Consider the following 26155-nt stretch of genomic DNA (forward strand, 5'->3'; position numbering starts at 1 on the left):
CGAGTGTGACGCGAAAGGCTCGCCGCGGCCGCGCTCGCTCGCGGCTCGCGGCGGACGGGCGAGGGGCGATGGCGTGGGGGGCCCGGGCCGCGAGCTTCACGACGGCGCCCGGCGCCCGCCTCACCCCATCTCGGGGATCCCGCAGCAGGCGTTCGCCTTGGCGGCGAGCATGTCGATCGACAGGCAGATGCCCTCGGCCTCGCACTCGCCGACCGGCTGGTCGTCCTCGAAGCACTGGCACGATTCGGCGTCGCACACCATCTTGAGGTTGGGTTCGAGCGGACAGTCGAGGATCCACTCGCAGAAGGTGCCCTCGATGTCGCCGCCGCCGCCGAACGAACAACCGGCGAAGCACTCCTCCTGCAGGGCGAGCGCGGCCTCGCACGGGCCGGGATCGCCTTCATCGACGCTCTCGAGCTGCTCGCAGGTCAGGCCCGTGAGGCATGCGAGCGCCGCCACCGAGGCCGCGTGACACTCGCCCTCGACGGCGTCCAGCTCCTCCGCGCAGGTCGACAGGCACACCTCCAGCGGCGTCGGCTCGCCCTGCTCGCAGGCGATGCTGTGCTCACAGAACGCCTCGCACGGGCCCGCGGGCGGCGTCTCTCCGGCAGTGATCGTGTCGTCGGACGTCGCGGTCTCCTCGCTGTTGCCGCCGGTCGTGGTGAGCGGGCCTCCGCTCGAGGTCGGCTCGGAGGCCTTGCCGCTGGTGCTCGACCCGGACTCGCCCTCGCTGCTCGCGGAGCCGTCGGTGCCGGGGCTTTCGCCGGTGGTGGAGTCGCTGTCGCCCTTTTCCGCGCCGCACGCGAGGGCGAACGCGAGGGCGATGCTGGCAGTGATGCGATAGGTGGTCATGAAAAGCCTCGAAGGCCACAAAGTATCACTCGTGGCCCGTATCGCCACGGACTGGCTTCGGAACAGACGATCGTGGCCGGGCTCGCTGCGCGTCCGCGACACCATTGGCCCGGCGATGCAGCGAGCGGGCCGGCGAGGCAGGTGCCGCCGGAACGTCCTTTCGCTATTGTGACGGATTGGCGCGACGCGGGGCGGGCGGGATCAGCTCGACCTGGGCGACGGCCCGGGCGGTCGTGTCGAGGACGACCAGGGCGCTGCCGTCGTTCGCGGCCAGGCGGGCGCCGGGGTTCGGCAACCCGCGGGCGAGGTGACAACAGAGGCCGCCGATCGTCGAGACGCCCTCGGGCTCGCCGAGGCCGAGCGAGAGCTCGCGATTGACGTCGCGGATCGGGGTGTGGCCCTGGATCACCGCCGACCCGTCCTCTCGCCGGACGATGGGCTCGCGCGCCTCCTCGTGCTCGCTGAAGACGTCGCCGACGAGCTCCTCCATGAGATCCTCGAAGGTGACCATCCCCGAGACGGCGCCGTGCTCGTCGACCGCGAGCGCCAACCTCGCATTCTCGCGGCGCATGAACTGGAGCACCTCGATCGCCGGCACCGTCTCCGGGAACAGCTTGACGGGGCGCAGCAGCGACGCGAGGTCGACGCTTCGATCTTCTCCCCACGCGCGCGCGAGGATGTCCTTGGCGCTGACGTAGCCGACGATGTCGTCCGGCTCGCTGTCGTAGACGAGCGTGCGCGAGCGGCGGGCCGCGAGGATCGTCCGGCGCTGCTCGTCCGCCGGAGCGCGCAGGGCCACCGCGTCGATGCGATTCCGCGGGATCATCACAGTCCCGAGCGGCAAGCGGTCGAAGGTGAGCGCGCGCGAGGCCAGCTCGCCGGCGCCCTCGTCGACCTCGCCGGCCTCGGCCGCCTCCTCGACCATCTGCTGCAGCTCTTCCTTGGAGATCCGCGTCTCCATGAAGTCGGTCCGGTCGGAGAAGGGGCGCAGGATGAGGTTCGAGCTGGCGGTCAGCAGCCAGACGACGGGCCTGGCGGCCCGGGACAGCAGGTGCAGCGGCCGCGCGATCAAAAGCGCGTACCCCTCGCCCCAGCGCAGCGCGAGCGACTTGGGCACGAGCTCGCCGAGCACGAGGCTCAGGTAGGAGACGCCGATCACGACCGTGGCGAGGGCGAGCTCGGGGGCGCTGCCCTCGACGCCCGGGATCCGGCGCAAGGCGGGCTCGAGCTGCCGTGCGAGGTTGGCGCCGCCGACGGCCGCGGCGGTGGTGCCCACGAGGGTGAGCCCGACCTGAACCGTGGCGAGGAACCGCTCCGGCTCCGCCCGCAAGTCGGACACCGCCTGGGCGCCGCGCCGCTGTTCGTCGACGAGCTGCCGCAAGCGCGACGGTCGCAACGAGACGACGGCGATCTCGGCGGCCGCGAACACGCCGTTGGCGAGGACGAGCAGCAGGATGAGAGCGAGCTCGACGACGATGGCGACGCACCTCCGCCGGTGCTGTTAGCACAGGGCGCGCCGCATGCCTGGCGGCGCCCTCTGCCAGCGTCCGCCGTTCGCAGCGACGCCGGGCTCGTCCTGGATTCGTGAGACATGGCCCGAGGGGCAGGAAATCATCGCATGGGGTCGGCGCGCGCGGCGAGTCGCGCTCGCCGGGGCGGCGCCGCGAATCGTCTGTTTATCGATGGATGAGCCCGTCGCGCCGCGGCCTGGGCGAGGCGGCCGCCATCAGCCCTGGGTCCCGGTTCGGTAGGGGTCGGGGACGCGACGCAGCCGGTTCCACAGCTCGTGGTCGGTGTCGGACTTGGCGACGATCAAGCGGCCGTCACCGGCCTCCATCTCGCCCGTCGCCGTGAACTCGCGCCGCTGGGGGTCTTCGAGGTCGATGTAGGTGGCGCGCTGGAGCAGGCGAGAGCCGGGCGGGACGATGCGGATCCGCTTCAGCTCGTCGGCGGAGAACTCGGCGAAGCGCGTGTGCGCCGCCTTGATGTCGTAGAGCGAAAGACCCGCTCGCTCGGGATGCTCGCCCTCGGTCCCGATGTTCTGTCCGGCGAGGGCGTCCGGGTTCAGGTCCCCCCGAAGCTCCTCGGGGTGCTTGTCGACGTCTTGCGCCTGGGGCGTCCGGCGGTTCCCCTGGTGGGTGTTCATGGCTCGAAGGTGGCACCCGCTGCCCACCCGGCAAGCGAGCGGCTCGGCGCGTGAGCGGGCGGGCCGTGCTCGCTGCGCCGAGGCTGCTTGAGCGAGCAGCCGGGCCGGCAGCGACGATCCGGCGAGCTCCAGGCTAATTGCACGCTGCGGTGTAAGCCATGGCCGCGCCGAGGCAGGGGCCGTATTCGTCGTAGATCAGGGCGTCGGAGACCCCGTCGCAATCGAGCCCGGCGACACAGTCGAGGTATACGATCGCGGCCTGGGCGCAGGCGCCCTGGTCCTCGGCGAAGTTGGCGATGCAGCTGTTGGTGCAGCCGGCGGGAAAACCGATGCCGCATTCGTCGACGGTCTTCTCGCAGAGGCCCTCGCAGGCCTCCGGGAGGCTGCTGCTGCCGGGGTCGCCGGTGGATGAATCCGCGGTCGTGCTCGTCGTGCCGGTGAACGTCGCGGCTGTGGTGGTCGTGTCGGTCGTCTCGCCGGCGCCCGTCGCGGTCGAATCGTCGCTCGTGCTCGTCGTGTCGGCCGTCTCGCCGGCGCCCGTCGCGGTCGAATCGTCGCTCGTGCTCGTCGTGTCGGTCGTCTCGCCGGCGTCCGTCGAGCTCGAGTTCGTCGGGGCTGTGGTGGTCGGGTCCGTGGAAGCGGTGGGGGAAGAGGTCGAGCCGCCGGTCGACGACGTGGAGCCGCTGGTCGAGCCGCCGTCACCGGCACTCGTCGGGGGCGGCGTGTTCGGGTCGTCGTCGCACCCGAACGCCAGGAGCGCCGTCAAGCTCAAGGAGGCACGTAGAATTCGCAGGCCGCGCGTGGATGCGCGGGACCGCATGATGCGGACGTTCAGCATGGTCGTTCTCCGGGGGGCGCCCTGCGATGTCGCGGAGCCGGCGATTTCAATTCGCTCACCCTGGCGATTTTTTGCGTCCGGGCTGGGCGACGGTGCCGAGGCTCCTCGCGTTCGGCCTTGAGCACGACGGGCACCGCCTGACCCTCGAAGTCGACGATGGAGCCGCGCGGACGACCTCGCGGCCGGCTGCGCACGGATCCGTCGCGCCGTGCATCGAGACCTGCCTCACCCGCTCGCGCAGGCGGCGGGCTGCGCAGGCGAGGCGCCGCGGCGACAATGCCGGCGCGAAGGAGAGGACGCCGAGATGCTGCAGATCGCCGCGCTAGCCGTCGCCACCGGCCTGGTGGAGCCACCGACGTGGGTGTTTTTCCGCGACAAGCAGGTCGCGGGGGCCGAGCTCGAGGCGGCCCTCGAGCGACAGGAGCGGGAGCTCGCGCCGCGAACCCTGCGGCGGCGCGCGCGGGTCCGCGGCGATCGAGGGGTCGATGTCCGCGACGTCCCCCCGGCGCCCGACTATGTGCAATCGGTCGCGGCCACCGGGGCCCGGGTTCGCGTCACTTCGCGCTGGCTCAATGCGGTGAGCGTCGACGCCGACGCCGTCCAGCGGGCCGCGATCGCCCGCCTGCCGTTCGTCGCCGGCGTGCGGCCGGTGGCGCCGACGCGGCGGCACGAGCACCTGCCCGTGAAGGGCGAAGCGCCGACGTCGTGGGCCAAGGGCCTGTCGTGGCCGCACCTCTCGGCGCTGCACGTCCCGGAGCTGCACGCGTGCGGCCTGACCGGCGCGGGCGTGGTCGTCGGGGTGCAGGACACCGGGTTCTTGCTCGAGCACCAGGCGTTCGCCGGGGTGCAGGTGATCGCGGCCCGCGACTTCGTGCAGGGCGACGACGTCGTCGCCGACCAGGAGGGCGACACGCCCGGGCAGCATCACCACGGCACCGGCGTGCTGTCGCTGATCGTCGCCGACGACGGCGAGGTGTTCTCCGGCGTGGCGCCCGGGGTGTCGGTGCTGCTGGCCAAGACCGAGCGCATCGACGTCGAGGAGGCGTACGAGGAGGACTTTTACGTCGCCGGCCTCGAGTGGATCGAGGGCATGGGCGCCGACATCTTCACCGCGTCGCTCGGTTACTCGGACTGGTACGAGCCGCAGCAGCTCGACGGCAAGACCGCGGTCGTCTCGCAGGCCGCCCAAGTGGCGGTCGCCAACGGGCTCATCATGTTCGCGGCGATCGGCAACGGAGGGCCGGACCCGAAGACGCTCGACGCACCGGCGGACGTCGACGGCGTGATCGCCGTCGGCGCGACCGACTTCGACGGCGTCGTCACCCCGTTCTCCTCGCGCGGGCCGACGGCCGACGACCGGATCAAGCCCGACGTGGTGGCGCCGGGTCAGGACGTGTGGATGGCCCGGTCCGACAGCCTCGTCGCCTACGAGATGTCGCAGGGCACGAGCCTGTCGACGCCGCTGGCCGCCGGCATCGGCGCGCTGCTGCTGGAGGCCTACCCCGACCTCGATCCGGCCGGGATGGCGGCGCTGCTGCGCGCGACCGCGACGCAGCCGAACGCGCCCGACAACGACGCCGGCTGGGGGTTCATCGACGGGCTCGCGGCCGCGGGGCTCCACTGCACGTGCGTCGACGACGACGCCGACGGGCACTTCGCGGCCGCCTGCGGCGGCGACGACTGCGACGACGACGACCCGGCCAGCCACCCCGGCGCGAGCGAGGTGTGCGACGGACGCGACAACGACTGCGACGCGGCGCTGCCCGCCGAGGAGGTCGACGGCGACGGCGACGGGGTCCGCCTGTGCGCGGGGGATTGTGATGACGCGGACCCGGCGAGACACCCCGGGGCGATCGAGCGCCCCGACGATTGCATCGACAACGACTGCGACGGCGAGGGCGACCCGGCGTGCGCGCCGACGACCGGCGAGGCCAGCGACACCGGGGCGACCGCCGATCCGCCGACCGGCACCACGGGCGCGAGCTCGAGCGACGGGGCGAGCGACGGCAGCACGTCGGTGACGAGCACGAGCACGAGCGACGGGGCGAGCGACAGCGGCGCGCCGGCGACCGGCGACGGCGGCTGCGGCTGCAGGGCCGAGGACGACGGGCGGCCCACGTGGCTCCTGCTGCTGCTGGCAGCCCTGCCGCGCCGGCGCCTCCGCGCCCGCGGACGGCCCGGGTAGGGCGGACGTTCGCGGCACGCGCGAGCCGACGGCGCGGAGCAGCAGGCGGCAGCGGGCCGGGCGCGCGCCGCGATTGACAGAGCTTGCATGGTCTTGGGGGCATGTCTTGATGGACATGCTCCAAGACGCTCGACCTCGATCACGCCTCCTGCGTACGCTCCTGAGCGCGAACGTCAAGAGCGATTTCGACCCTCACGACGCCGGCACGCGGGGCATGCACCGCCTCCGCGCTCCATTCGTGGCACCGTCGCGCCCCGAGGCGCCCGTCATGCTCGCTCCACGAACCAGCGGGGGCAGCTCGCAGGCATGGCCAGGCCGGCATGAATCCGTCGAGCGAGGCCGGGTCTCGCGGGCCTTTCGCGTGAAGCAAGGCACGAGGCCTGCGCCGAGCGCTGCGCGCGAGCCCATCAGCCCGGCCGGCTCGAATGCTATGTTGCAGCGGATGCAGCGACTCGCGATTTGTTGGTTGATGATAGCGGCGTGCGGGCCAGAGGCGCCGGAGGGCGGCTCGACCGCGATGGACCCCGATCCGTCGAGCACGACCCCTTCGTCGACGGACACGCCGATCCCGTCGACGAGCACGGCGGCCACCACCGAGGTGCCGACCACCGGTGCGCCGGCCACCGAGGGAGCCACGACGACCGACGGCACAAGCGCGGCGTCGTCGACCACCGACCCGACGCCGGCGACCTCGACGACGGGCGACACCTCGAGCGGGGAATCGACGGCCACCGAGGGCAGCACGACCGGAGACGCGGCACCGTGCTGCGTCGCTCCGGACGAACCGACGTCGAGCGTGCAGGCCCAGACGCCGGTCGGCACGAGAACGCTGCCGTGGGCCGTCTACGGCATCTCGGGCGGCGAATGCGGCGGCGCGCGGTTCCTGTACCTGTTCTCCGAGGCATCCGGCGTGGAGGCGCCATTGTTCGCGCTGGATGGGGTCGATCATGTGGAGGTGATGATCAGCAGCTCCATGGACATGTGGCCGGACGACTTCATCGGCACCGGCCCTGCAGAGGTGACGGCGCACTTCGACGGCCAGTCGGCGAGCATCGCGGGCGAGATCACGATCCTCCAGTACGACAGCGGCTCCGAGGACACCCTTTGGTGCGAGCCGGAGGCGACACCGGTCATGCCCGACGCCCACATCTCGTTCACGATCGCCTTGAAGGCCGACGGCTGGGACATCGCCGGCGAGGTAATGGCCGACTACTGCCCGGCGCTGAGCAAGTTCTGTCCGTGAGGCGCGCGGGGGAGTGCCCGTTGCGACGCTTCGGCGGTCAGCTTGTCGATCGCGTTCGCGTGCTCGCGGATGCGGCTCTCGAGTTCATGGCGAACGAGCTCGATCCGGCTTGGCTTGCTCGACCCCGATGCGGCACTTCGCAGCAGGGCGCCCCACTGTCCCGACCGGCCACGGAAGTAACCCGGCCGCGAGCTCTCCGTGACCGCGAGCGCCGCAGGCCGTCGCCGCGCGGGCCGACGACAACGACGTCCTCTTCGTCCTCGGCCTGCAGAAGCACTCGCGCCTTGCGGCGCCGAGCGCGAGCACGAGATGAAGCAGGCCCGCGCCCTCGCCGAGCCGACGGCAAAGGCGCGCCTCTCCAAGGAGTCTCGCTACGAGCAGCCTCCCGCCCCCCCGGGCACGACCCGGAGGTCGGGGCGGCCCCGGCGAGCGCGAGCGAGCCGGGGGACTGCCGGGCGGGCCCGGGGGCCGCCTCCTGAACGCTTTGTTTTTGCAGCGATTTTTCTGGAGCTGCGAGCTCCGAAAAAAATGTTCGGCCCCGTGTCGATCGGGCCCGGCGCCGTTCGTCGCCTGGATGAAGCAACCACCGGCGCCGGCGCGGCGCCGCCGCGAAAGGACACGACGATGAAGGTCATGGTGATCGTGAAGGCCACGAAGAACAGCGAAGCGGGCGTCATGCCGACCGAGCAAGAGATGGCCGAGATGGGCAAGTTCAACGAGGAGCTGGTCAAGGCGGGCGTCATGCTCGCGGGCGACGGCCTGCACCCGAGCACGAAGGGCAAGCGGATCCAGTTCTCGGGGAGCAAGCGCACCGTCGTCGACGGCCCGTTCGCGGAGACGAAGGAGCTGATCGCGGGCTACTGGATCTGGCAGGTCCGGTCGATGGACGAGGCGGTCGAGTGGGCCCGCCGCTGCCCCGACCCGATGCCGAACGAGGAGTCGGAGCTCGAGATCCGCCCGATCTTCGAGGCGGAGGACTTCGGCGCGGAGTTCACCCCCGAGCTGCGCGCGCAGGAGGACCGCCTCCGCGCCGAGCTCGAGCAGCGGCAGAAGGCGTAGCGACGGCCCCCGCCGCGCAGTCTCTCATGGCCCTTCGGACAGGTCCGAGGGGCCATCGACCATGCGTGCGCAGGCTCCTGGCGGCGGCGCGCGTGCATCGCTGCGGAGGCGGCGGCCGACGGCGGGACGTGTCGTCACGCCGGCCAGGCGAAGCCGGGGTTCTTGCGGTAGTCGTCCCGTCGCTTCGCCAGCGCCATCGACACGTGCTCGGGCGCATCGGCGCCGACGATGAGGCGGAGCGGGCGCGTGCCCTCGTCCGTCAGGTGTCTCGCCAACGCTGCCGCGGCCTCACGCGGATCCGCGCTCGTGTCCGACGGCTGCTGGCTCATGTCCCACGGGAGCCGCGTGGTGCCGAACGTCCGCTCACGCAGCGGATCGTAGGCCGGCAGCCCGCTCGCGAAGCGCATGCTGCCCCACGCCCAGTCGGTGGCGAACCCTCCGAGCTCGGCGATCGTCACACGGATGCCGAGGTCGGCGACCTCCGCGGCGAGCGCCTCGCTGAACGCCTCGAGCGCCCACTTGCTCGCGTTGTAGAGGCCGAACGCGGGCATCGTCCCCACGCCACCGACGGAAGAGATCTGGACGATGTGCCCGGAACGCTGCGCGCGCAGCACGGGGAGCACGGCCTGCGTGACCCAGAGCGCGCCGAAGAAGTTCGTGTCCATCTGCTCGCGGGCCTCGGCCTCGCTCACCTCCTCGACAGCTCCGACGAGTCCGTAGCCGGCGTTGTTGATCACGACGTCCAGGCGGCCGAAGGCGGCATGGGCCTGCTCGACGACCGTGAAGACCGCCGACCGATCGCGCACGTCGAGGGCCAGCGTCCGCAGCAATGCGGGGTGCGCCTCGACGAGGGGCCGCAACACCTCCGGCCGGCGCAATGTCGCCACCACGCGCTCACCCGCCGCCAGCGCGCCTTCGACGAAGGCACGCCCGAGGCCACGACCGGCACCGGTGATGAACCAGACTCGAGGGGAGCAGGGAGCATTCGCCATGGGTACCTCTCTTGAAGCAGCCGTCCGCAGCCGCTCGCTTGCGAGACGAGACGGTTCGTCTCGTCTCGCCCATGTGTCGCACCCGGCGCGGCCCGTGTCAAGGAAGACGAGACGAGCCGTCTCGTCTTGCGGTAGCCTGCCCGAGACCATGGCGTCCCGTTCCCCCGGCACTCCCTCCCGGCGCAGCGCCACGGCGCGTCGGGCGATCCTCGAGGCCGCCCGCGCCCTCGTCCTCGAGGTGGGCTACGCGCGCCTCACCGTCGAAGGCATCGCCGGGAAGGCCGGTGTCGGCAAGCAGACGATCTATCGCTGGTGGCCCTCGAAAGGCGCGGTCGTCTTCGAGGCGTTCCTGTCGGGAGGCGGCGCGGGCGGCAGCTCGACGGAGCTCCCGGACAGCGGCGACGTCGAGCGCGATTTGAAGACAGTCCTGCGCGCGACCGTGGAGGAGCTGCTCGAGCCGAGCTTCGATGCCGCGCTCCGCGGGATGACGGCGGAGATCCAGAGCGACACGGAGCTTGCGAAGCAGCTCGTCGAGGTGCTTCTGGGGCCGCAGATGAAGGCGACGGTCCGGCGGCTCGAGAGCGCCCAGCGCGTCAAGCAGATCCGGAGAGGCGTCGACCTCGACGTCGCCGCCGAGCTTCTGTTCGGTCCGGTCTTCCACCGGTGGCTGCTCCGGACACGGCCGCTCGATCGAGCGTTCGCCGACGAGGTCGTCCGGTTGACGCTTCGCGCGCTGCGGCCCGCGCCGAAGGAGGGAGGGCGGCGCGCTCCTGTCGGACGGAGAAAACGGAGCTCCGATCGCAGTTAAACCCGACCCTGGCGACGCGGCCGCGCACGGCTTCGACGGGGCCGCCGGCGGCCCCGAGCGTCGTCGGCGTCGGTGGGTGCGTCGAGGTAGAACGCGTCCGAGCGGGCCTCGCCGACGAGGTCGGTGAAGACGAAGCGTCGGAGACCGGGAGCACGCGGCCGACGACGACCCCGCCGTCGGCGCTGGAGACCATCTCGGCCATGAGCGTGAACGGGAGCTTGCCGGTGACCTTTCACTCGCTGGTGGGGGGGCGACGGCGGCGGCGACGACCTCAGCGTCCACGGTCTGGGGGTCCTTGACGCGGACGCTGTCGGGGATCGACTCCATCACGAGCCGTTGCCGCCGGCGGAGACGTCGACGGTGGCGACGAGGGTGAAGTCGCAGCAGTCCTGGTTCGGGAAGTTCGGGCACACGTCGGGCTGGGCGAGCGAGCGCTGGCAGATGAAGGCGTGCGAGGAGCCCTTCACCGTGAAGTCCTGCTTGACGCTCGAATGCACGATGTCGCCGGTCGGCAGGCCGGGCCCGAACAGCTCGCCGCTGAGCTTCGGCGCCTGGTGCAGCAGCGACAGGTCGGATTCGGCCGCCTGGGATGACCCGCAAACGCTACGTGGGGCACGACAGCGGCCCGGGGGCGCAGGCGGGCTCGGGTTCGACCGCGTCGAGGAGGCATCGCCAGAGGGCGAGCGCGTCGCCGTCGACGCAGTCGGCGAAGTACTCGGGCGGACGGAGCACCCGCAGGCGCTCTTTCACGTGGCACGACTTCGGCTCGGGATATATCAGCTCGCAACTCGCGCGCTCGCTGCGGATCACGACGAGCTCGCCGACGATCTCGAGGCCGAACAGGTGCAGGACCTCGCGGCCGCGGACGGGCAGGAACATGAATTGCCCGGGGGTGCGGTCGCGCAACGCGGTGGCGAGGCAGCGGGCGCGCTCGAGGTCGGTCTCGACGGAGGTCGGCGTCGAGAGGTCGTCCCAAATTCCGGGGCCGTCGAGCTCGAACACGATCGGGTCGTCGCCGGGACACAGCTCGAGCCCGCCGCAGGTCACCGCCGGCTCAATCTCGGGCCACAAGTCGCCGGGATGGATGTCCTCGAGACAGGCGGCCTCAATCATCATGTCGACGGCTCCCGTGGTCGGAGCGGTCGTCGTGCTCGTCGTCGGCTCGCCGGTGCCGGTGCTCGTGCCGGTGGTCTGCGAATCGGTGTCGCCGGGCGCCAGCTCGGGGGCGCATGCCAGGAGGAGCAGGGGCGGGAGCCAGGCGCGCATGGGAACATCTTTGCATGGCCGCGACGCGGGCGACAACGGCCGGTCGTCGGTTCGCGTCGCGCGAGCGGGCGCTGCCCGGAGGGCTCAGGAGCGGCCGTGTGGTCGACGTCGGTGCGATTGCCGGCGGCGGGGCTGCTGGGTCGCCCGGCCGATGCGCGAGCTGACGGAATTTGCGAGCGAGGCCGACGCGGTTCGGCGGGATGTCGGGCGTCGTCTGCGGGCTGTTCGGCTTCGTGTGGGTGCAGGCGCGCTACGCCCGGGGGCGCGGCCATCACCTCGACGACCGCTCGACGGTGCTGATGATGGCGTGGTTCATCGCCCGCGGGACCGGGCTGTTCGGATCGGTCGGGCCGCCGGGGCGTCCGGCAATTCTTCGCGCCCTACGTGCCGCTGTGGTTCTCGTCGATGGCGGCGGGGGTGCTCCTGCGCGAGCGATAGCGCCGCGGCGCGCGCGAGCACGAGGCAGCGCCGACGAGTCAGGACGTGCGCAGGTCGGTGACACCATCGAAACCAGAGTTGCGAAAGTAGGGCAGGCCGGTGGGCACGAATGTGGTGTGGCGATGCGGCCGGCGGCCCCCGCGTTCGTGTTCGCGCCCGCAGCCATCGATGCTCTGGCGCGATGCTTCATCTGTGGACCCGCAATCCCTGCCTCGGCGCAGCGCCCGATGTCTCCTGCCCGCCTCAAAGCCCGGGGAGCCATACGACGATCACCGACGATGTCGCTACCGGGGACCAGGTGATGTCCGTATTGAGGCGAGCATCACCGCGGATACAATGCGGATCGTGGGCCGGTTCTCTCCTCTCACGCTCGCGCTGCTGATGCTGGCGCTCGGGTGCATGGGCGACCCCGCCGGCGGTGACGACACCACGGGCGGGGACGACACCGCCGGCAGCGGCGACAGCGATACGGGTGGCGACGACACGCCGGAGGCGGCGGCCCTGCCGATCGAGATCCTCGGCCCGGCGGGCACGGCGGTCGCGGTCCGCATCGATGTCCCGCAGGACCTCGCCGACGCGCCCGCGGCCGAGCTGGCGCTGACGGTGCACAACGTGCTCGAGGCGGGCGCCGCGTTCGTCGTCGTCGGCGACGCCGAGCCGATCGACCTCGGGGCGCCCGCGCTTCGGCTCGTCCGCCCTTCGGGGGGGCACGCGACGGCCTCGCTCGCGCTCCCCGACGGGACGCTGCGCGCGGGCGAAAATCGCGTCGTGTTCCGCTACGACCGGGAGATCCGCGACGTCTCCGGCTTTCGCGTGCTCGACGTGGCGCTCGTCGTCGGCGGTCAGCGCCTCGCCACCGGCCTCCCCGCGGACGACCCGGCGACCTGGACCGCGCCGTCCGCCGACGCGAACGCGATCGCTCGCGGCGAGCGGTTCTTCACCGCGGAGAGCCGCGACGGCGGGCCGCCGTGCGCCCGCTGCCACGCCGACGACGGCGCGGACCTGGCTTACTTCGCGTTCTCCAACCACAGCCTGATCGCGCGCGCCGAGCACCACCTGTTTTCGGCCGAGGAGGCGGCGGACATCGCCAGCTACATCCGTTCGCTGCCCGTCGCCGCGGTCGGTCGCGTGTTCGACCCGCCGTTCCAGCCCGGGCCGGCGCACGTCGGCGCGGCCGGGGCGGGATACGATGCGGTGCTCCCCGCCGACGACGCGCTGGGCGCGGCGCTCTTCCCGGATGGTTTTCCGGACGCGCCCGCGTGGGACATCGCGGCGTCGTTCGACACCTCGACCGTCGCGCTGCCCGTGGAGTTGCCGTCGTGGTCGCGGTGGTTGCCGCGCAAGATCGACGCCACCTGGTTCACCCGCGGCGACGGTGCGCTCGCGGTCGCCGAGGCCGCGCTCGCCAGCGACGGCAGCCTCGAGGCGGCGCGCGCGTTCGCGACCGCCGCGGTGCACCTCGGCAAGGAGATCCTCATCACCACGGGCGATCACGCGGGGCGCGTCGAGCTGCTCCGCTACGCGGCGGTGAAGCTGTGGGACTGGCAGCGGCGCCACGGCGGCTTCGAGGGGGCGGACCACGGCTTTCCCGACGGCGGACCGGCGTTCCCGTACGAGGTCGGCTTCGCGTTCTTCGAGGCGGCGTTCGTCAACGGGCTGCCCGACGCGATGGACCAGGCGTTCTCGTGGTGGATGGCGCAGGCGGCGGTGAACCCTGGGCGCGGCCAGACCACCGGCGATCGCCCGCTCAACTGGCGCGACGTCCTGACGGTGGCGGATTCGGCGGGCGCAGGGCCGTGGACGCTGACGTACCTCCACCTGGTCGGCAGCCTCGAGGAGTCGCAGGGGGCGCTCGCCGACGACTTCGGCACCGATCGCGGGCCGGTGCGGCTGCTCGCCGTGCCGCTCCGTCGCGTCGCCGGCCCGGTCCGCGCCGCCCTCATGCGTCGCTTCCTGACGCGCGAGGCGGCCTTCCTCGCCGGCGGCGGCTCGCTCACGTCCGAGCACCACGTGGTGCTGGGGAACGCCTGGCGCGACGGCTGCGACGGGCTCACGCCCGACGAGCGCGCCGAGCTGCGCGCGCTCGCCCCGAGCGAGGTCGCGGCCGACCTCGCGGCTTGTCCTTAGATGGAGCGATCGGAGGAATCATGGCTCGTACGATTGTGTCGCTGGGCATCGCGCTGTCGCTCGCGGCGGCCTGCGGAGGTGGTGGTGGCTCGGGTGAGACCGACAGCGGCGGCGGCACCGGCGATACGGAGACGAACGGCGGCACCGCCGGCACCGAAGTCGGCACCGACACCGACCAGCCCACCGGCGATCCCGTCACGCCCACGGCCTGCGAGGACGGCGGCTCGTGCTCGTTCTGCGCCGCGGAGACCTGGGGCGGCGCCGTGCCCGACGCGGAGACCGACGTGGTGATCCCGAAGGGGCGGACGGTCGTCGTCGACTGCCCCGCGGAGGCTCGTACGATCCGCATCGAGGCCGGCGGGGTGCTGTTCGCGTCGCGCGAGGCCTCGACGACCCTCACCCTGCACGGCAACCTGGTCGTCGAGGGGACCCTCGACTACGGCACGCCCGACGATCGGATCCCCGACGGCGTCACCGCCGAGATCATCTTCACCGGCATGCACGACGCGGACTACGTCGGCACGCCCAGCGCGATGGGCGGGGACGGCATGCACTCGGTCGACACGCCGATGGCGGTGGTCGACGGCGACGTCGGCCTGTGGGTGATGGGCGCCGGCGTGCTGCGGGCCGCGGGCGCGCCCAAGCGCTCGTGGGGCAAGCTGATCGACGGCGCGGGGGCCGGGGACGCGAGCTTCACCGTCGACGGCGCCGAGGGCTGGAAGGCCGGCGATCGCGTGCTGCTGACCCCGAGCGCGCCGCTCGCCGACGGCGAGGCGATCGTCGAGCACTTCGACGAGGGCACGATCGCCGCGGTCAGCGGCGACGACATCACCCTCGCCGAGGCGCTGACGTACCCGCACGACGGCTGCGCCGACTGCATGCGGCGCGGCGAGGCGGCGAACCTGTCGCGCAACGTCGTCATCCGCTCCGCCGACGACAGCGCCCACGCGCACATCCTGGTGGCCGAGCAGGGGCACGTGGAGATCGACAGCGTCGAGCTGCGCTGGCTCGGGCCGATCGTCCCCTGCACCGGCCAGACCGAGGGGCACGCCTTGCCGCTCCGCCGCGCGCCGATCTGGTTCCACCAGCAAAAGGACGCGTCCGCCGGGTCGTTCGTGCGCCACGCGGCGATCTGGGGCGGCGAGCTCCACTTCGTCATGGTCGAGCAGTCGAACGGCATCGAGATCGCCGACGTCGTCGGCTACGACACCCAGGGCATGGGCTTCGGGCTGTTCTACGACAACGGGGCGTGCGGCACCTTCTGCGACGACCGCGAGAAGGCGCCGGCCGACGTGCTCCTCGATCACGTGCTCGCGGCGCGCGTCGGCGTCCCCGAGCGCGTCGACGGCTGCATCCGCGTCGACCACCGCATGGTCGGCGTCGCCGTGTCGGGCGGCGAGGGCTCGGGCGCGCGCGACTCGGTCGCCGTCGGCGTCGGCTACAACGGCTCCGGCGAGGACATCTCGGGCTTCGGCTGGCAGGAGGGTGGCTCGGGGCGCCCGGCGAACTTCGTGTTCGACGACAACGTCGCCCACCACAACCGCGGCCACGGGGCGATGATCTGGCACAACACCGAGCTGACGCAGGCGCCCTACGCGAGGAACGCGTTCTGGTCGAACGGCGCCTACGGCGTGCTGTGGGGCGCCTACCAGAACCCGTTCCTGCTCGGCGACGTCGTCGCCGTCGACAACGGGCTGTCGTCGATCGGGGTCAAGGCGATCCCGCTCGACGACACGGCCCGCATGCAGGGCGGCCTCGTCGACGACATCCGGATCCTGGCCTACGTGTTCATCCAGGAGAAGCCGGCGATCTTCGATCACGTGACCTTCACCGGCGACCGCGACGTCGCGGTGACGCAGCTGCACGAGAGCTGCGCGGACGGCGACGAGAACGACCCGGAGGACCCCAACTGCCTGCGCGTGTGGCTGCGGTTCATCGACCCGGTGATCCCGGCGGGCGTGCTGCCGTTCGACTTCGGCCAGACGTTCAACCGCTACTCGCTGTGGGAGATCCGCGGCTTCTCCAGCCCCGATTACCCGGACCTGCCGGCGGACTTCGACCTGTTCCGCGCCGACAACGAGGTCGAAGGCGGCAGCTACTACGCGCCGTTCGACGCGTGGCTGGTGCCGCGCTGAGCCGGGCCGGCGGCGAGCGCGACGACGGGCGCGATCGCTCGTAAAAAAAGCAGGCGGCCGAAAAAAATTCGATGGATCGACGCGGGCGGCAGGACTCAAGGACAGCGGCGACCGGCAGTGACCGCGTCGCCGCGCTCCTACCTTCCGACCACGAGGTGTACCTTGCGTCCGCTTATCGCTTATCCCCTGAGTTTGATGTTCCTCGCGCTCTCGCCGGCTTGCGGCGAGAAGCACTCCCTCGGTGAATGGACCGCCGGCGCCGGCGACCCGAGCGGCGAGACGGCCGGCGACCCGAGCGGCGAGACGGCCGGCGACCCGAGCGGCGAGACGGCCAGCGATCCGACCGGCGATCCGTCCGGCAGCACCGGCGACCCGTCCGGCAGCAGCACCACCACCACGGGCGAGCCGCCGACCACGGAGGGCAACGACCCCTGCACGCAATATACGGATCTGGCCTCGTGCGAGGCGGCCGGCTGCGAGTTCGTCGGCGGCGGCGCGATCGAGGCCGACGAGAACGGCTGCCGCTGGGGCGAGGGCGAGTACGGCTTCTGCGCCAGCTTCACCGGCGGCAGCCAGTCGCCGGCGCTCCACTGCACCCCCGACGGCGTGCCGGTGGCGTTCCCCTTCGATCCGGGCAACCTCCCCGCGGATTGGGGCCCGTGCGACTGCGAGACCCAGGGCCTGGCGCTCGATTGCTACGGCTTCGCGGTCAACGTCGAAGACCTGGGCTGCGGCGCCCTGTCCACCCACTGCGAGTCGCTCACCGACGAGGCGAGCTGCAATCAATTCCAGGGCGACCCCGGCCTCAACGGCTGCCTGTGGGTGGAGACGACGCACGAGGTGGCGGCCGAGCCGGTGTGCAACGCCGAGCCGCCGGTCGGTCGCTGCATCCCGGTGCACCTGCGCCACGACGGCGGTTGCTTCGACCTGAACCCGCCCGCCGAGTGCGACCCGGGCGACGCGGTGAAGAGCCCGTACTGGGGCCGCGTGAGCGACGACGTGGCGCCGAGCGTGGAGCTCGAGCTCCTCGACGACGTGCCGTGCCAGTTCGAGCCGCTCGGTTACTTTCAGTGCTGGGCCGACGAGGACAGCCCGGCGCTGTGCGACTGCGCGTGCGGCCTGTAAGGGGGCACGCGGGCCACTCGCGGGCGGGGGTGCTCGCCGGTCGTCGGCAGCGAGTGATGGACAGGCCTCCGCGTGGACGATAAGAAGCGCGGGCCGGTGTTCCTCGCTCGCCCGCATCGTCTCGGCCCAGGCGCCTGCGCGGCGCTGGTGGCCGCGTTGTCGGCGGCGCCGGTGATGGCGAGCCCGGCCGCAGCGGAGGCGCCGTCGCGGCTGGCGCTGACGTGGAGCGCCCCGCCCGGGTGCCCGCAGCTCGATGAATTTCGCGCCTGGCTCTCGGGACATCTGGGGGCCGCGGCCGATCCGGCCGGCTACCCCGGGCTGACCACCCAGGGCGCGCTCGAGCGCGAGGGGGCGGGCTGGCGCCTGCGCCTGGTGATCGCGCGCGACGGGACCCGCGGCGAGAAGACGCTGCGCGGCCGCCACTGCGAGGAGCTGGCGCGCTCGGGGGCGCTGGCGCTGGCGATCGCCATCGAGCCGGGGCTGGCCGGGGCGGGAGCGGAAGCCGAGGCCGGACCCGAGCCGGAGTCGGGGCAGGTGCCGGCGCCGCCGGAGCCGGGGCAGGTGCCAGGGCCGGCGGAGCCAGGGCAGGTGCCGGCGCCGCCGGAGCCGGGGTCGGCGTCAGGCCAGGCGCGCGGGCCGATCCCCGAGCCGGCGGCGGAGCCGGCGGGCGAAAACGCGCCGGGGGTGGGCGAGATCGAGCCGCCGCCGGCATCCGCCGGACCGCTCACGCCTCCGCGGCCGCGCGTGGCGGTCGGACACGCGCTGCGGCTCGCCGTGGGCCTCGAGGCCGGCGCGCTGCCGGGCGTCGGCGCGGGCCTGCTGGGCGGCTACGCGCTGCGCCTGCCGGGCGTACGGCTCGAGCTGACGGCGAACTGGTGGCCGGGGCGGCGGCGCGAGTACGCGGAGCCGGCGGGCGTGGGCGCGCGCGCGCAGGTCGGGGCGGCGGGGCTGCGGGTGTGCCCGACGCCGCGCCTGCGCCGCGGGGGGCCGACCGGAGCGGGGCGCGTCGAGCTGCCGCTGTGCGCCGGGATCGAGCTCGGGGTGCTGGTGGCGCGCGGCTCGGGGTTCGCGGGCGCGCGCACGGTGCGGACGCTGTGGGCGGCGGCGGAGCTGGAGCCCGCGGCGGTCTGGCGGTTCACGCGGCGGATGGCGCTGTGGGGCAGCGCGGCGCTGGTGGTGCCGATCACCCGCGAGTCGTTCGCGGTCGACCCGCTGCCGGAGCTGTTCGTGATCGGCGCCGCCGGCTTCCGGGCGGCGGTCGGGCTCGAGGTCCACCTCGGCCGCGAGAAAAATTGACGGATCGGCCGCGCCCGCAGGACGAAGCGTCGATGCCCGCCGCCCGCCCGCTGTCCGCCGCGCCGCCCGCCCCGGGTGCGCCGAACCGCGAGGCCGTGGCGGCGCTGTACCGCGCGCACGCGCGCGAGCTGTGGCGCGCGCTGGGCCGCCTGGGGGTCCAGCCGGCGGCGGTGGAGGACGCGCTGCACGAGCTGTTCATCGTGGTGCAGCGGCGGCTGCCGGAGTTCGAGCACCGCGCGGCGATCCGGACCTGGCTGTACGCGATCGCGGTCCGGATCGCCCGCAAGTTCCGCGACCGGGCGCGCCGCCACAGCTTCGAGCCGCCAGCCGAGGACTGGCCGAGCCGCGACCGCGGGCCCGACCAGGCGCTGCTCGACGCCGAGGCGCTCCGCATGCTCGACGCGCTGCTGGCCGAGCTCGACGAGGACAAGCGCGAGGTGTTCGTGCTCCACGAGGTCGAGGAGCTGTCGGCGCCCCAGATCGCGGCGATCCTCGAGGTCAACGTCAACACCGTGTATTCGCGGCTGCGCGAGGCGAAGCGGGCGTTCGCCAGAGCGCACGCGCGTCGGCGGCTGCTCGGGAGGGATGTTCGATGAGCCAGGAACAAGAGGACATCCAGCGCTTGATCCGCGGGGCTCGCCGCGCCGCGCCCGACGAGCAGGCGCTCGCGCGCGTGTGGCAGCGCCTGCAGGCGCCGCCGCCCGCGGGGCCCGACGACGGCGGGGCCGAGGTGCCCGATCCGGCGGCGCTGGCGAACGCGACGCAGGCGCTCGCGGGCAAGGCCGCGGCGGCGACGAGCCTCAAGGCGATCGCGGCGGTGGTGGTGGTCGGGGCGGCGCTCGCCGGCGGCCGCTGGCTGACGCGGCCCGGACCGAGCGCGCCCGCGGAGGCGGCGGTGGAGCAGAGGGAGGCGCCGCGCGAGCCGGCCCCGGCGGTCGAGGTCGCGATTCCGGAGGCGCCCACGACGGTCGAGGCGAGCGCGCCGACAGGGCCGCCGCCGGCGAAGCAGGCGGGGCGGCGCAGCGCGGGCGGGGCGGCGAGCGGCGGGACGGCGAACAGCAGCGAGGCCGAGACGAGCGGCGAAACGGGTCCCGACCTTGCTGCCGAGCGACGCCTGCTCGAGGCGGCCCAGGCGGCGCTGCAGCGCGGGGCGACGGCGGCGGCGCTCGCCCGCCTGGACGAGCACGGCCGCCGCTTCGCGCACGGCCTGCTGGCGGACGAGCGCGAGGTGCTGCGCGTGCTGGCGCTGTGCGCCGAACACCGCGCGGACGAGGCCGAGGCGGTCGCGCAGGCGCTGCTGCGCGGCGGGCCGGGGCTGTTCCTGCCGCGGCTGCGCGGGTCGTGCGTGGGCGAGCGGCTGGTGCCGGTGCAGCGGCCGAAGGGCAAGCGCGAGTGAGGTCGGCGCCCGGCGAACGAGCGTCGAGCGCGGCTCGCCGGCGAATGGCGGCGGGGGAGCGCGAGGGCGGCGCGGCCTGCGTCAGGGCTCATCGGTCGCGCCGGCGGAGCATGAAGAACTGGCCGTGATCGCCGCGGCGGACGCGGAGCCGCACGGCGGCGTCGCGGTCGGTCGCCGCCAGCTTGTCACGGGCCTCGGCGGCCGTCTTCACGTCGGCGTCGCCGACCTGCTCGATCACGTCGCCCGGTCGTAGGCCCGCGGCCTCGGCCGCCGAGCCCGGCTCGACCTCGACGATCACGGCGCCGCGCTCGGCCTCGAGGTCGAAGCGGCGGCGCAGCGCGTCGCCGAGGTCGCCGAGCCGGAGGCCGAAGCCGGACCACGGCGCGCCCGCGGCGGGCGTGCCCGGGTCGGGCAACGAGCCGAGGGTCGCGGCGATCGTCTGCGCTCTCCGATCGCGCCAGATCTTCAGCTCGATGCGGGTCCCCGGCGCGGCCTGGGCGATGCCGTTGCGGAAGCGGGCGACGTCGGTGACCGGCTGGCCGTCGCGCTCGAGGATGATGTCGCCGTGCTTCAGGCCGGCCTGCTTCGCCGGCCCGTCCGCCGCGACGTCCTCGACGAGGATGCCGCCCTTGCCGGTGTAGCCGAACGACTCGGCCATCTCCGGCGTCAGCGGCCCGATCATCAGGCCCAGCCAGCCGCGCACGACCTTGCCGCCGGTGATGAGCTGCTCCATCACCTGCTTGGCCATGTTGACGGGGACGGCGAAGCCGACGCCGTCGCTGCCGCCGGTGCGCGAGGCGATGGCGGTGTTGATGCCGATGACGCGCCCCTGCAGGTCGATCAGCGGCCCGCCGGAGTTGCCGGGGTTGATCGCGGCGTCGGTCTGGATGAACTGCTCGTAGTCGGTGATGCCCATGGAGGTCCGGCCGACCGCGCTGACGATGCCGGCGCTGATCGTCCGGGACAGGCCGAACGGGTTGCCGGCGGCGAGCACCCACTGGCCGACCTTGAGCGCGTCCGAGTCGCCGAAGCTGGCCGGCTTGAGCCCGTCGGCGCGGACCCGGATCACGGCGATGTCGGTGTGCGGGTCGGCGCCGACGACCTCGGCGGGGAGCTTGCGGTCGTCGTGGAGCTCGACCTCGAGCTCGTCGGCCCCCTCGATGACATGGTTGTTGGTGAGGATGTACCCCTCCCCGCTGACGATCACCCCGCTGCCGAGCCCCCTCTGCTTGAGCTCCGCGGGCGGAGGCGCGAACCGGTGCGGCGCGAACAGCCCGTCGAGGCCCCCGAACGGGACGACCTGCAGCTGCGGCCGCTTGAACTTCCGCACCGAGGCGATCGAGACGACCGAGGGGGCGATCGCCTCGGCGGCGCGCTCGAAGGCGTGCTCGAGGTCGGTGACCCCGGTGATCGGCGGCGTCGTGTTCAGCGCCGGCACCTGGGCGCACGCGCCGGTCGCCTCTTCGTCGGCCTGCTCCGCCGACGCCGGGGCGTCGTCGGACTGCACGGTCCCCCGCGCGCTGCCGCAGGCGAGGGCGAGCGCTGGCAGACCGACCCATACCCATCGCAAAAGTCGAACCCGTCGTCTTGACATGGCGCGATACCTTTGTGTCGAGATTGATCGATGTCTTGAATGGCGGCGGTCGGCCGCAGGCCGTGCGCGCCGCGCCCGTACACTACGCCCATTCGTCCGGCGGTCAAGTCCATGCATTGCCGCCGGAGGCGCGCGGACGCCCACGGCTTGCGGAGCTCGCGCCGGCGGGCCCGCGGCCCCGTCGCGCGCGGCCGAGGGGGCGCTTGACAGGGCGAGTGGCGTGATTAACTGCCCCGACCGAGAGCCGGCGCGCGGACGGGGCGGGCCCCGAGGTCCCCCGCCGGTCGCCGTCTGCAATCATCGGACATCACCCGTTCGGAGGATTCTATGCTGAAGCAACTGGCCACAGTCGCGCTCGCTGGAAGTCTTCTCGTGCTCCCCAGCGAGGCTCGTGCGAGTGAATCGACGCAGCCGCCCGCGCCGGCCCAGAAGGGGTCCGTCGTGCCGCTGATGGGCTTCAACCTGTGCTTCGGGGCGGTCGAGGAGGGCACGACGTGCCACGTCCGCCTGCCCGATCTGCGGACGCCCCCGCCCCAGCCGAAGCCGACCTGGTTTACCCTGCTCGGCAAGACGGTCTGCCTGCCCGACACGTCGGCGACGACCGCGTGCGACGTCCGGCTCCCGCGGCTCCCGCTGACCGCCACGCCGACGCCCGCGACGCGCGGCTCGTGAAGCGCCCCGGAAAAGCGAAGCCCGGCCCCTGCGGTCGACGCGGGCGCAGCAGGGCGTGGCTCGACGCGTGAACCGCTCGCGCGTCGAGCCGTCGTCCTTCAGGACTGCGGAGCCATGACGGGCGTCGACGTCCTGTGGGACGCTCGCGCATCGAGGCCGTCGTCCTTCAGGGCAGCGGAGCCATGACGGGCGTCGACGCCCCGCTTTCAGCGCAGCGGCGCGCTCCGACGATTCGGACGGGGACGCCGCGGTCTCCTCCAGGCCACGGAGCTCGGGGGATTGCGTCGACGAGAAGCGCTCGCCGGCGATCGTCTGTAGGGCGCGCCGGCGCGCCGTGGCGAAGGACTCACGCCGCGTGCCGGCGGATCCAGGCGACGTACCTGTCCATCCACCCCTGCAAGAACTTGCGGCTGTCCGGGCCGATGTCGCCGGATTCGTCGAACAGGCCCTCTTTGGCCTGGATGAACGCCTCCGGCTGGCCGAGGGTCGGCATGTCGAGGTAGGCGAGGATCCCGCGGAGGTGCTGCTGGGCGACGGCCGTGCCGATGGCCCCGACCGAAACGCCGAGCACCCCGGCCGGCTTGCCGGCGAAGGCGCTCTGCCCGTACGGCCGGGAGGCGTGGTCGATCGCGTTCTTCAGCACGCCGGGGATCGAGCGGTTGTACTCCGGGGTGACGAACAAGAGGCCGCTCGCGGCCTGAATCTCCGCCTTGAGCCGCTTCGCCGGGGCAGGCTGATCGGCGTCGTCGTCCTGGTTGTAGAGCGGCAAGTCGCCGATCTCGAGCTGCTTGAAGGTGAACTCGCCGGGAGCGAGCCGGGCGATGGCGGTCGCCAGCCTGCGATTGTGAGAATCCCGGCGCAGGCTGCCGACGAGGACCGCGATGTTGTATCGGCTCATGGACGAACTCCGATTCCGGCGAAAGCCAAAAGCTATTTATCACCCTTCGCCCTCGGCGCAACAGGGGCAGGCGGCGTCTGCGGCCGTGAGCGCGTCCGGAACAGCGGGCTCCGGCGATCGAGGGGTCGTGTCGGAGGCGCGAGCGAGCCGGGACGGGGGACGCGGGAGGCCGTGGACGGCACGTCGTGGCCTCGCGGGGGCACCCGTTGTGCCGCGAATCGCGAGGTCGCCCCTGCTGTTTTTCAAGGTTCCGGGCACCAGGCCGTGGACGCCGGCAGACGACCGCAGACACGCACTGGCCGATGCCGATTCAGATGGACGCAATGTCGGCAGCGCCGATTCCGTATGCGAAACAGCGTGCCGATCAACGCCCCGTACACGGCGGACAAGCGACGACCAGGGCTCGACTGCCGGCTCGTCGAGCGCCGCAAGCGCCGGCCGTCCGCGGGCGCGACCGATCCGCGAGCCGTCGCACTTCCTGCACGAAATGCGCGGGTCCAGCCCGGCGCTCACGGGCTCGCTCGTGCGTCCCACGAAGAGATGTCCTGCGGGACATGTCTCCGATACGAAGCGCGGGCGCCGACATCCACGCTCCCACAGTGCACGCTCCAGCCCGGCGCACGGCCGCTCGTGCGTCCACAAACGAGATGTCCTGCGGGACATGTCCTCGAGCGGAAGCGCGGCTCGGGGGATCCGCGGAGCATTCGCACTCCCCGCAATGTACGGCTTCAACCCGGCGTGGCGCCCATCGAGGAGCTTGTTTCTCGGACATGAGGACATGTCTGAAAGGACATCTTTTTTAATGCCTGCGAGCCGCGGCGGGGGAGGCCGCTCCTCGACCGCGAGCGGGTGGTGCGACGGGCCTCGCCGCTCGCGCTCCGGCGTCGACGGCCGATACCCGAGCAACGGACGTGGCCGGCCGAACCGACGGCCGGCGGCCGCACGGCAGTTTGAACCGGACGCCGTGCCGACGGGCCGAGTCGCGGAGCGCCTGGGATCGGCATGTGAGTCCATGTGGGTCCCGGGGCTCGGCTTCTGCGCCGGGGCGAGTACGGAGATGCGAAAGTGGATCGAGGTGCGGAACGGCGGGGCGTTCCTCGTGTATAGGTTGTTCAAGGTGCCGTCTTGTCCGTCGTGGTGTTGCGGTGCAAACGAGCGGCGCCTCCGCCTTAAGGAGCCGTTCGCTTGCGCAGCCTCGCCTCGCTCACCCTCGCGCTCGTCGCGTCCTCGCCGCTGTTGTTCGCCTGCTCCGACGATGTCGCGTCGACCGACAGCCTGAGTCCGTCGAGCAGTTCGTCAGGTTCGGCGACGACCGAGCCCGGCACGACGACGACGACCTCGGACCCCGGCACGAGCACCGGCGAGCCGACCTCGACCGCTCCGACGACGACGCTCGGGTCGACGACGTCGACGACCGATCCGGCGACGACGGCGACGACCGCGTCGACGACGGAGACGACCGGTGAGACGAGCTCGGGGTCGACCGGCGAGTCGACCACCGGCGAGCCGCCGGCGGTCTGCTGCGAGCCGACGCTGTGCGCCGACCCGGCGATCTCGGCGTGCGTGTGCACGGTCGATGCTTCGTGTTGTGAGGGGCCGTGGACGAGCGAGTGCGTCGCGCTGGTCACCGCGCTCGGGTGCGGCTCGTGCCCGCCGCCGCCCGAGGCCGAGTGCTGCGAGGTCGGTGTCGGGCCCGGCTGTACCGACGACGCGATCGAGACCTGCGTGTGCGCGCAACAGCCGGACTGTTGCTCGGGCGTGTGGGGGGCCGAGTGCGTCGCGGCGATCGACACGCTCGGCTGCGGCGTCTGCGAGGAGCCGCCGAAGGGCGAGTGCTGCGAGGCGCACCGGAGCGGCGGATGCGTCGACGCCGGGGTCGAGAGCTGCGTGTGCACCCTGGCGCCGGAGTGCTGCGCCGACGCGTGGACCGAGGCGTGCGTGGCGCTCGTCGACCAGGCCGGTTGTGGGATCTGCGAGGTCGAGCAAGGGGCCTGCTGCATGGCCCAAAACGGGCCCGGCTGCAGCGAGCCGGAGGTCGAGACCTGCGTGTGCGCGCAAGATCCGTTCTGCTGCGCCCAGCAGTGGGACATCACCTGCGTCGAGAAGGTCGAGCTGCTCGGCTGCGGCGTTTGCCAGGCCGAGCCCGGCGACTGTTGCCTGCCGGGCGAGGGCCCGGGGTGCGTCGACGCCGAGGTGCAGGCGTGCGTCTGCGACGTCGCGCCGAGCTGCTGTCAGGAGCAGTGGAGCGACGCCTGCGCGGCGCTGGTCGAGCCGCTCGGCTGCGGGATGTGCGGCGGTCAGGGCGAGGGGGCCTGCTGCGAGCCGCACGACACGCCGTCGTGCGAGGACGCGGCGATCGCCGAGTGCGTGTGCGCGCAGGACGCGTTCTGCTGCGCGGGGATCTGGGACGAGGCGTGCGTGGCCGCGGTCGAGGCGTTCGGCTGTGGGATGTGCGAGGGGCCGGGCGAGGGCGCGTGCTGCGAGGCCCACGCGACGCCGTCGTGCGAGGACGCGGCGATCGCCGAGTGTGTGTGCGCGCAGAACGACGCGTGCTGCACGACGGCGTGGGACGAGGCGTGCGTGGCCGCGGTCGAGGCGTTCGGCTGTGGGATGTGCGCGGGGCCGGGCGAGGGCGCGTGCTGCGAGGCCCACGCGACGCCGTCGTGCGAGGACGCGGCGATCGCCGAGTGTGTGTGCGCGCAGAACGACGCGTGCTGCACGACGGCGTGGGACGACCAGTGCGTGGCCGCGGTCGAGGCGTTCGGCTGTGGGATGTGCGGCGGGCAGGGCGAGGGGGCCTGCTGCGAGCCGCACGTGACGCCGTCGTGCGAGGACGCGGCGATCGCCGAGTGTGTGTGTGCGCAGGATTCCTTCTGCTGCAACGTGTCGTGGGACGAGCTGTGCGTCGCCGAGGTCGAGACGCTTGCCTGCGGCACGTGCAACTGAGCCCGCGCCCGCAGCGGCCGGGTTCAGCGCGCCTGAAAAAAGCTCGCCAGCCAGGCCGAGCGGGCACGGGCCGCCCGGCGGGGTGACGAGCTCTCGGTGCGCGTACGCGGAGTGATCGCGCGGATCGGCCGCTCGCGGC

Annotated in this window: 22 protein-coding genes; 12 read left to right on the forward strand and 10 right to left on the reverse strand. The window is 72.8% G+C overall.

The window, feature by feature from the left end; all coding sequences use genetic code 11:
* Positions 1-120: 120 nt before the first annotated feature.
* The 4 genes from NAEX_RS32825 to NAEX_RS32840 all read right to left on the reverse strand — a co-directional run bounded on the left by NAEX_RS32825 (position 121) and on the right by NAEX_RS32840 (position 3764).
* A complete protein-coding gene (locus NAEX_RS32825) occupies positions 121-852 on the reverse strand; it encodes a hypothetical protein (RefSeq protein ID WP_096331423.1) in 732 nt (243 codons plus the stop codon).
* Between the two features lie 163 nt (positions 853-1015).
* Positions 1016-2329 (reverse strand): hemolysin family protein, encoded by a 1314-nt coding sequence (locus NAEX_RS32830; RefSeq protein WP_338042621.1) that lies wholly within the window; start codon positions 2327-2329, stop codon positions 1016-1018.
* Between the two features lie 249 nt (positions 2330-2578).
* Positions 2579-2998, reverse strand: a complete 420-nt coding sequence (locus tag NAEX_RS32835) for a hypothetical protein (protein ID WP_096331425.1) — start codon at positions 2996-2998, stop codon at positions 2579-2581.
* 133 nt (positions 2999-3131) lie between these two features.
* Positions 3132-3764 carry a hypothetical protein gene (locus tag NAEX_RS32840; protein WP_096331426.1) on the reverse strand — a complete coding sequence of 211 codons (633 nt, stop codon included), beginning with the start codon at positions 3762-3764 and terminating at the stop codon, positions 3132-3134.
* A 376-nt stretch (positions 3765-4140) separates the two neighbouring features.
* On the opposite strand from NAEX_RS32840, the gene NAEX_RS32845 reads away from it, so the two are divergent.
* The gene (locus tag NAEX_RS32845; protein WP_143141214.1) at positions 4141-6021 is read left to right on the forward strand and encodes a S8 family serine peptidase; all 1881 of its coding nucleotides are present in this window, start codon (positions 4141-4143) and stop codon (positions 6019-6021) included.
* Between the two features lie 192 nt (positions 6022-6213).
* Here the strand turns inward: NAEX_RS32845 and NAEX_RS48640 are convergent, their stop codons facing one another.
* On the reverse strand, positions 6214-6843 hold the full coding sequence (locus tag NAEX_RS48640; RefSeq protein ID WP_143141215.1) for a hypothetical protein: 630 nt from the start codon (positions 6841-6843) through the stop codon (positions 6214-6216).
* On the opposite strand from NAEX_RS48640, the gene NAEX_RS48645 reads away from it, so the two are divergent.
* Together NAEX_RS48645 and NAEX_RS32855 are read left to right on the forward strand one after the other, a co-directional pair.
* Positions 6818-7264: a hypothetical protein gene (locus NAEX_RS48645; protein ID WP_143141216.1), complete on the forward strand. Its 447-nt coding sequence runs from the start codon at positions 6818-6820 to the stop codon at positions 7262-7264. The genes NAEX_RS48640 and NAEX_RS48645 overlap by 26 nt on opposite strands.
* 624 nt (positions 7265-7888) lie before the next feature.
* Positions 7889-8323: a YciI family protein gene (locus NAEX_RS32855; protein WP_096333802.1), complete on the forward strand. Its 435-nt coding sequence runs from the start codon at positions 7889-7891 to the stop codon at positions 8321-8323.
* A 134-nt stretch (positions 8324-8457) separates the two neighbouring features.
* Here the strand turns inward: NAEX_RS32855 and NAEX_RS32860 are convergent, their stop codons facing one another.
* A complete protein-coding gene (locus tag NAEX_RS32860; RefSeq protein WP_245913848.1) occupies positions 8458-9465 on the reverse strand; it encodes an SDR family NAD(P)-dependent oxidoreductase in 1008 nt (335 codons plus the stop codon).
* On the opposite strand from NAEX_RS32860, the gene NAEX_RS32865 reads away from it, so the two are divergent.
* Positions 9464-10123: a TetR/AcrR family transcriptional regulator gene (locus NAEX_RS32865; RefSeq protein WP_096331430.1), complete on the forward strand. Its 660-nt coding sequence runs from the start codon at positions 9464-9466 to the stop codon at positions 10121-10123. The two genes, NAEX_RS32860 and NAEX_RS32865, sit on opposite strands and share 2 nt — an antisense overlap.
* Positions 10124-10449: 326 nt before the next feature.
* On the opposite strand, the gene NAEX_RS51075 is transcribed toward NAEX_RS32865, so the two are convergent.
* Together NAEX_RS51075 and NAEX_RS32870 are read right to left on the reverse strand one after the other, a co-directional pair.
* A complete protein-coding gene (locus NAEX_RS51075; RefSeq protein WP_170136187.1) occupies positions 10450-10620 on the reverse strand; it encodes a hypothetical protein in 171 nt (56 codons plus the stop codon).
* 106 nt (positions 10621-10726) lie between these two features.
* The gene (locus NAEX_RS32870; protein ID WP_096331431.1) at positions 10727-11389 is read right to left on the reverse strand and encodes a hypothetical protein; all 663 of its coding nucleotides are present in this window, start codon (positions 11387-11389) and stop codon (positions 10727-10729) included.
* Between the two features lie 783 nt (positions 11390-12172).
* On the opposite strand from NAEX_RS32870, the gene NAEX_RS32875 reads away from it, so the two are divergent.
* The 6 genes from NAEX_RS32875 to NAEX_RS32900 all read left to right on the forward strand — a co-directional run bounded on the left by NAEX_RS32875 (position 12173) and on the right by NAEX_RS32900 (position 19906).
* A complete protein-coding gene (locus NAEX_RS32875; RefSeq protein WP_143141217.1) occupies positions 12173-13954 on the forward strand; it encodes a hypothetical protein in 1782 nt (593 codons plus the stop codon).
* 20 nt (positions 13955-13974) lie between these two features.
* Positions 13975-16089 carry a G8 domain-containing protein gene (locus tag NAEX_RS32880; RefSeq protein WP_096331433.1) on the forward strand — a complete coding sequence of 705 codons (2115 nt, stop codon included), beginning with the start codon at positions 13975-13977 and terminating at the stop codon, positions 16087-16089.
* A 195-nt stretch (positions 16090-16284) separates the two neighbouring features.
* Complete coding sequence (locus NAEX_RS32885; RefSeq protein ID WP_096331434.1) at positions 16285-17214, forward strand: hypothetical protein; 930 nt, start codon at positions 16285-16287, stop codon at positions 17212-17214.
* A 72-nt stretch (positions 17215-17286) separates the two neighbouring features.
* Positions 17287-18510, forward strand: a complete 1224-nt coding sequence (locus NAEX_RS32890; protein ID WP_096331435.1) for a hypothetical protein — start codon at positions 17287-17289, stop codon at positions 18508-18510.
* 32 nt (positions 18511-18542) lie between these two features.
* Entirely contained in the window at positions 18543-19106 is a 564-nt protein-coding gene (locus NAEX_RS32895) for an RNA polymerase sigma factor (protein WP_143141218.1), read from the forward strand.
* On the forward strand, positions 19103-19906 hold the full coding sequence (locus NAEX_RS32900) for a hypothetical protein (RefSeq protein WP_096331437.1): 804 nt from the start codon (positions 19103-19105) through the stop codon (positions 19904-19906). Before NAEX_RS32895 ends, NAEX_RS32900 begins: the two co-directional genes overlap by 4 nt.
* 88 nt (positions 19907-19994) lie before the next feature.
* Here NAEX_RS32900 and NAEX_RS32905 read toward each other — a convergent pair whose 3' ends face one another.
* Positions 19995-21413 carry a Do family serine endopeptidase gene (locus tag NAEX_RS32905; protein ID WP_170136188.1) on the reverse strand — a complete coding sequence of 473 codons (1419 nt, stop codon included), beginning with the start codon at positions 21411-21413 and terminating at the stop codon, positions 19995-19997.
* Between the two features lie 459 nt (positions 21414-21872).
* Between NAEX_RS32905 and NAEX_RS32910 the strand changes: the two genes are divergently transcribed.
* Positions 21873-22172, forward strand: a complete 300-nt coding sequence (locus NAEX_RS32910) for a hypothetical protein (RefSeq protein WP_143141219.1) — start codon at positions 21873-21875, stop codon at positions 22170-22172.
* A gap of 346 nt (positions 22173-22518) precedes the next feature.
* Here NAEX_RS32910 and NAEX_RS32915 read toward each other — a convergent pair whose 3' ends face one another.
* Entirely contained in the window at positions 22519-23070 is a 552-nt protein-coding gene (locus tag NAEX_RS32915) for an NADPH-dependent FMN reductase (RefSeq protein WP_096331440.1), read from the reverse strand.
* Between the two features lie 1185 nt (positions 23071-24255).
* Between NAEX_RS32915 and NAEX_RS32925 the strand changes: the two genes are divergently transcribed.
* Positions 24256-26016 carry a hypothetical protein gene (locus tag NAEX_RS32925; RefSeq protein WP_170136189.1) on the forward strand — a complete coding sequence of 587 codons (1761 nt, stop codon included), beginning with the start codon at positions 24256-24258 and terminating at the stop codon, positions 26014-26016.
* Positions 26017-26155 lie beyond the last annotated feature (139 nt).

Origin of the sequence: Nannocystis exedens (genome assembly GCF_002343915.1) — a bacterium.
Lineage (GTDB): Bacteria > Myxococcota_A > Polyangia > Nannocystales > Nannocystaceae > Nannocystis > Nannocystis exedens.

Coding starts and splice junctions, on each gene's coding strand:
- NAEX_RS32825 (WP_096331423.1), bottom strand. CDS start 852: ATGACCACCTATCGCATCACTGCCAGCATCGCCCTCGCGTTCGCCCTC.
- NAEX_RS32835 (WP_096331425.1), bottom strand. CDS start 2,998: ATGAACACCCACCAGGGGAACCGCCGGACGCCCCAGGCGCAAGACGTC.
- NAEX_RS32845 (WP_143141214.1), top strand. CDS start 4,141: ATGCTGCAGATCGCCGCGCTAGCCGTCGCCACCGGCCTGGTGGAGCCA.
- NAEX_RS32855 (WP_096333802.1), top strand. CDS start 7,889: ATGAAGGTCATGGTGATCGTGAAGGCCACGAAGAACAGCGAAGCGGGC.
- NAEX_RS32865 (WP_096331430.1), top strand. CDS start 9,464: ATGGCGTCCCGTTCCCCCGGCACTCCCTCCCGGCGCAGCGCCACGGCG.
- NAEX_RS32860 (WP_245913848.1), bottom strand. CDS start 9,465: ATGGTCTCGGGCAGGCTACCGCAAGACGAGACGGCTCGTCTCGTCTTC.
- NAEX_RS32870 (WP_096331431.1), bottom strand. CDS start 11,389: ATGCGCGCCTGGCTCCCGCCCCTGCTCCTCCTGGCATGCGCCCCCGAG.
- NAEX_RS32880 (WP_096331433.1), top strand. CDS start 13,975: ATGGCTCGTACGATTGTGTCGCTGGGCATCGCGCTGTCGCTCGCGGCG.
- NAEX_RS32885 (WP_096331434.1), top strand. CDS start 16,285: ATGTTCCTCGCGCTCTCGCCGGCTTGCGGCGAGAAGCACTCCCTCGGT.
- NAEX_RS32895 (WP_143141218.1), top strand. CDS start 18,543: ATGCCCGCCGCCCGCCCGCTGTCCGCCGCGCCGCCCGCCCCGGGTGCG.
- NAEX_RS32900 (WP_096331437.1), top strand. CDS start 19,103: ATGAGCCAGGAACAAGAGGACATCCAGCGCTTGATCCGCGGGGCTCGC.
- NAEX_RS32915 (WP_096331440.1), bottom strand. CDS start 23,070: ATGAGCCGATACAACATCGCGGTCCTCGTCGGCAGCCTGCGCCGGGAT.